This window comes from Nocardia sp. NRRL WC-3656 (assembly GCF_000720265.1).
Lineage (GTDB): Bacteria > Actinomycetota > Actinomycetes > Mycobacteriales > Mycobacteriaceae > Nocardia > Nocardia nova.
Genome location: NZ_JOJF01000068.1, coordinates 1 through 6,160, shown reverse-complemented (window position 1 = coordinate 6,160; position 6,160 = coordinate 1). Strand labels below are relative to the sequence as shown.

Genomic DNA, 6,160 nt, shown 5'->3' with positions numbered 1-6,160 from the left:
GTGACGTTCCGCGGCGACTGCGTGGGTGCGGGTTCTCTCGCCCTCTCTGCCGGAGGGGCCCAGTGCCGCGCCGGCCGCCCGCACGGTGTACTGCTCGCGGATGTTCGGCGACGACGGATTCGCCTCGTTCTCCGTCGGCCGGCTGCCGATGCTGCCCGACGGCCCGGTGCCGAGGGGGGCGAGCATTTCCACGATCCGGTCGCGCATCGCTTCGGCGTTGCGCAGTTCGACTCGCCAGAGTTCGGCCCGCTTCTGCTGGGCTGGGGTGTCGCCGCGCTCGAGGAACTCGAGGCTCCGGCGGATACCGTCGATCACGTTGTCGACCACGGCGAGGTCTTCTTCGAGTCTCCGGCGTTCTCGCGCAACGTCTTCGGCGTCGCCGCTGCGGGCGATGGCGTGGCTGTCGAGGACGCGCCACGCCACGCCGGCACGATCGAGTGCGGCGCGCAACTCGGGATCGGGTGCTTCGGGAAGATTGATGTGGTCGATGTCGGCGAGCGTGAGGCCGCCGTGGATGTGGCATTCGACGAACTGGTGTCGGCGGAAGAGGGGACCGAGGTAATCCCGATCCGTTCCGCGCAGGGTGCGATCTTCCTCAAAGGCGTTCTCGGACATCGGGCCGATGCCGAAGGACTCCGGCTGTGGGTCGAGCAGCGGCGAGGGAATGGTCCGTGCCTGTTTGCCGCCCCACACGGCGCCGGAGTAGACGAGCGAATCGCCGACGCAGACTGTGGCCCGTTCCCGGACATCGTCTTTCAGTACCAGCTCGATTCGGCCGTACATCGCCAGTTTCTCGGTGTACAGCTTCAGGTTCGGATCGTCCGCCCCGGCCGAAACGGTGGCATCCGACAGCCCCGCCGGGCGTTCACCGGCGATGAGCACGTGTCCGTAGACCGGCCGCAGCCGCGGGTCCATGTTCTCGGGGTTGCCGAACCACCGGTCCTCCATCCGCGCCACATCACTCGCGCGGCCGCCGCCCAGGGGCCCCTCGAACTGTGTCTTGAACCGGCCGTCGGCGAGCAGGCCGAACAGGGCTTCCTGTCTGATCCGGACCGCGAGTGCCTTACCCTGGACCAAGTCGGCGAGTTCGCGCTTCAGCCGCGCACGGAGGTCGGTGCCGTTCATGTCGAGGGCGTCGGCCAACTTGTCGATCTCGCCGGCCACGGCTTGGTATTGCACCAGCTGACCCGCTACCGCCGGCTGGCGGGCCTGCGGATACCGGGCGAAGAATTCCTCATTGCGTCGCGCCACCTCGGCGGTGCGAGCCGGATCATCGAAAGACGCTCGCCCGAATTCGTACAGCCGCACATACTCTTCGAACATCGTCCGGTCCAGAGCACGGAACGCGGGTTGCGGCCGGAAGCCGGGCGGCCGGGCGGCCACGGCCGGAGCGGAGCGGGAGACCGACGGAATAACCGGTTCGGCCGCATCCGGCTCGAACAGGCCCAGTACACGAGGCAAATTCCTGGTCAGGGCCGAATGCACCTCTCCGCGACCGGCCATCGCGGCCAGCTCATCGCGACTGACCCATCGGGCTTCCGCGGTTTCCTTGTCGTCCACCGCCGGATCGAACCGTCGCGGTGCATCGGCGACGAGGACGTGGTATTTCCACCCGCGGGGCCCGCTGATCACATGTGTCCCCCGGTACGCCAGGCCGGCCAGGTACTCTGCGCTCGCGCCGAGTTCCTCGCTCATCTCCCGGGCCGCACCTTGGGCCGGGGTTTCCCGCGAACACAACGCCCCGCCGGGGAGCTGCCAATTGCCTTGGGAAAAACCAGATTTCGACTTGCAGATCAGGAACAGTTCGTCGCCGGTCCGATTCACGTGCCGAACCAGAACACCCGCTGCCCCGTAATGCCCCCAATACCCGGGCTCGACCTCACGATCGCCGGACATTCCAGGGTCGTCGAGAATGCGAAAGGAATGGTCCGACTGATCGGCTTGCGCCCGGGCGTCCGAGTCATCGCTACGCCCCTCCTGCACGGACGGACCTTCCGGAGCAGACGAGGGCTCATGCGGGCGGTTGCCGATCGGTGCGGGTTCGTGCCGGCGCGTGTCCGCGGCGGTGTCCGATCGATCCGGCGTCGGCTCGCCCCGGCTGGGTAGCCCCGCACCTGCGGCATTGATTTCGTCCACCATGGCCGCGGGGACCACGGCGCGCTGGGATGGCGGCAGGGTCTCGGCGGCGGGAGCACCCGCGCTCGAGCCGGAGGCGAGGTTGCCGTCCCGGTCGAACTCGATGGTCTCGAACAGTCGCCGCTCCACCGGCAGCCGATCGATGAACTTCTGTTGCTCGCGGCGCCAATCATCGAATCCGACAGCCTTGTTCAGCAATGCGCGGCGGTTCCGGAGGTCCTTGGGGCCGTAGTCGTTCTCGGTATTACCGTCCCGCGACGCGGCCAGGTCGACGACGACCAGGTTCGGGTCGTCGACCGAGGTGCTGTCGTTGACCAGCAGCACCATATGGTCGTCGGCGTCGACGCTGGTGCCGGCGGCTCGGCTGTCTTTCCACTTGTAGACCAGAACGGTGATTCCACCGGGCCGGGACTTCAACGATTCGGCTACCTGGTCCAGGGATCCGGCCTGCTCGAGCCCGGCGCCGAATATCTTGCGCACGGTGTCGCGGCCGTGGCCGCGCAACCTGGCGGCGGGCATCTGGAAGCGACCCGCGTTGTCGGGGCACAACACTCGCATACCGGTCACAGCATTGTTGACACAACTGTTGGGTCTGAGGCGATTGATCTGCACGACCGAATCGAGCAGGGCCGAAATGGCCAAATACTGTGACGCGGCGGCGATGATGTTCTCGGCCGCCTCGTCAGCGACATCCCGGATGTCGGCGTTCTCGACGTCTTCATCCTGGACGGTCGCCGCTTGCACGGCCGGATTCTGGGACTCCGCGTTTTGGGTGTCCGGATTCTGAGCGTCCTGGCTCACCGGTCCGGAAACTGTTGCGGCCGAATCGGTATCGTCACCGCCGGCGACTTGTCCGGTGTTCGTGGCGGTCAGGTGATCGCCGACCGCTTCGCCCAGGATGTCGCGGGCGATGACGGGGGTGATGCCGGCGGCCGGATAACCCAGCGCTGTCGCGACCGGCCAGCCGTGTCGCTTGGTCCGCCGGCTCGTCCGGGCGAGTGAAGTCGGGTTCGCCGTACAACCCGGTGTCGGCTTCGGCAAGGGTGAGGGTGAGGTTGCCGGTCGAGAAGACATGGTGGCGGATGAAATCCGCGGTGGAATGCCGCAAAGCGCGCTGCTGCAGTTCCGGTGCCATCTCACGGACGGCATGGCTCGCCGCGACGACCGCATCGTGGGTCCGAGGCGTGGGATCGGCCTTGTGGGCGGCCACTGCCTGTTCGTAGACGATCACCGCCTCTCGGACCCCGCGCAGGTGCATGGCATTGCGAATCAGGGCGTCCTGCGGCGACATCACCACTTGCGCGCTACCGCGCTGACCGTTACGTGCCGTGCGGTTCTTGGCCTGTTCGTGGATGTAGGACTGCTCCGGGGCCTCCGTCATCCACACATGCATGCCGCCCTTGGCCTTCACCGCCTCCGATACCGAGATGTCGACACCGCGCTGGCCCTGCCGGTTGATCACCAGGATCTTGCCCTGCTCACCGGCCTCGTCGAACACCTTCTGCAACTGGGCTTCCCAGTCCGCGCCCCAGCCGATGATCCGTTTGGCGTCCACCGCTTCGATCGCATCTCTCGGCACACCCGCGCGCACCAGCGCCTCGACCTGACGGGCGACCAAATCGTTGCGGTGACAGAGGATTTCCTGAAACCGGCCCTTGCCGTCGGCCCGCATCTCGTTCGCGTATTCGGCGATCGTGCGCAATTTGGCGTGTGTGCTCTCGACCACATCATGCTGGCCCTCCACCAGCTGATGGGTCTGCGACCGCCCGACCTCGTGCGCCGGCTCCAGGTTGTAGATCTTCTGCAGCACCGGGTTCAGGTCGGTGAGAGTGCCGGACGCACCTGTCACTTCATCGAAGAAGGATTCGCGTCCGACACGGTAGATTTCGACCGAATCGATACGCTTGGCGGACTCGGCATCCGCGCGCACGACGATCCGATGCTCCTCGGCGCTCTCCCTGCGGCTCTCGGCCGCGCGGATCTCTTTGGCCTCGATGGCCTGCGCGAGGCTCGCCTTACCCGGCTCCGCGCTCCACCGTGATTCGCTCGAGGTCTTCGGGTTGCGTTGCAGCCCATGTTCGGCCTGATCGATGATGACGATCTTGCCCGTGTCCATTTCGTAGTGGACACCCTTACGGACGAGGAACTCTGCGTGGGCCGCGGTCTCCAGCCGGGAGGCCCCCATTCCATCCAGCCAGTCTTGTCCGCCGGGCAGCGCCTCGACCTTCGCCCGCCCCTCGGGGGTCAGCTCGGGTTGACCGTCGTACCAGTACATGACCTCCGGTGTGCCGTCGGCCTGCATGCCGATTTCCTCGGCTATTCGCCTGAGGCCGAAATCGTCGTGCGTCAGCGACCCATCCGCCAGTGCCTTGGTGAGAAAGTCGTGTGCGCCGAACACCTCCTTGGCGGTTGCCTCCGGCGCCGCCTGCTCGGCACCTTCCGACCGGAGGAACTGCCGTTCACCTCGGTCGATGATGCCGTCCATCTCGTCGATCAGCGCATGGCGCGGTGGCTTGATACCGGCGTTGCACAGATGCCCGACTGTCTCGCCGGTGGCGACCACGATCGCAGGCCGCCCCTTCGTGATCGGCCCGAAACCGTTCTGCTGATCGGCGCGGAACACGTCGATCCCGAATTTGCCCAGCACATTCTGCATGTCGGCGAATTCCTCATCGCCGGTCAACAGCTTCCGATACGTGCTGACTTCGCGATTGGCCAGTCCATCGGTGGTGGTCACGAGCAGAACCGAGCCGTGTTGCACCGCACGTTGGATTGCGCCGGCCATGAATACCAGCGATTTGCCCTCGCCGGGTTTCATTTCCACCGGACGCGATTTCATCGCGTAGACGGCTTCCGCCTGTTCGACCCGCAACACCATTCCGCCGGGCACTTTCTCGCTGATCGTGCCGCGCCGGATGATCTCCATCGTCGCCAGCAACGACTGGTGCTCATCGCCGCTGTGCAGGCCGGCCATCAGCACGTCGTCCGGAAGGTTGGACAGGCGTTGACTCTCCGGAACATGCTCGGCCGAGGCCTGGTGGAAGTCGATCAGCAGATCGACCGCCTTGTCGCGGTCGCTGCGCGGCATACCGGCGGTGTCGGCGAGACTGTCGTGATCGGCGGCCGGAACGCTCTGCTCGTCGTGCACCGACGACGAATGTTCCTCCCCGGCAGGTGTTTCGGTGCCGTCCGCCTCGGTCCGGCCGGAGCCTTCGGGTCTTTCCTGACCGGACTGCTCGGCAGTCGCCTCTCGCTGCGGGGTCGCATGCTCTTCGCCACGCGACGATCCGGGTTCGCCACGAGCACTGGACGATCCGGGTTCGCCACGAGCGCCGGGAGTCCCCGCCTCGCCCTCAGCAGCTGGATGGGGTCGTGCCGATGTTTGCGTACCGGCACCGTCCGCGACCGCCGTGTGTTCTCCGGCCGGGCTCGGCCCGGCTTTCGCGTGCGCGCTGTTTCCTGGTGGTGCGCCGGCCTTTTCGTGAACCTCGCCGACCGGGCGTGGCGGGGCGCTCGCCGGGAGCTTCGGCGGCGGCGAGGTTTCGCCCACCGCCTCGACCGATCGGGGTGCGGTCGCCTTCCCGGCGGCGACCGGTTTCTCGGCCGGTGGCCGCTCGACCGGAGCCGCCGTCTCGGAATGTGTTCCCGACCGCGCCGCGGCGGCGTCGGAAGATGCGGGACGGATGGGTTGCCCGGGCTGTCGACCACCGGCTCCGTCGGCCGCGATCGTTGGGCCCTGCTCGCTCGAGGGTGGTTCCGCGGCCCCGGTCTTTTCCGTGGGCCCGCCACGTTCACCTGCGGTCTTCGTGGTCTCCGCGGTCGGGCCCCAGGCCTTCTGCGCGTCCGCCCATGCCCGTTTCGATTCCGCCGACACCTCGACCGGTCGCCGAGGTGTCGCGGCTTTCCCGTCTTGTCCTGCCGAGATCGCGTCGGGCGGTGTGAATGTCGCGCCGCCGTCGATCGCCGGCGGATGGGCTCCGCTGCGGGAATACACGCCCCCGGCGAATGCGCCGTTGAGCAGCGG

General features: G+C 67.1%; 2 protein-coding genes. Both read right to left on the bottom strand.

The features are described from left to right. The coding region (locus IG65_RS37460) for an NUDIX domain-containing protein (protein ID WP_197040022.1) at window positions 1-2,937 on the bottom strand (2,937 nt) is incomplete at its 3' end. 34 nt (window positions 2,938-2,971) lie between these two features. Continuing rightward, window positions 2,972-5,284: a DEAD/DEAH box helicase gene (locus tag IG65_RS38290; protein ID WP_156055929.1), complete on the bottom strand. Its 2,313-nt coding sequence runs from the start codon at window positions 5,282-5,284 to the stop codon at window positions 2,972-2,974. Window positions 5,285-6,160 lie beyond the last annotated feature (876 nt).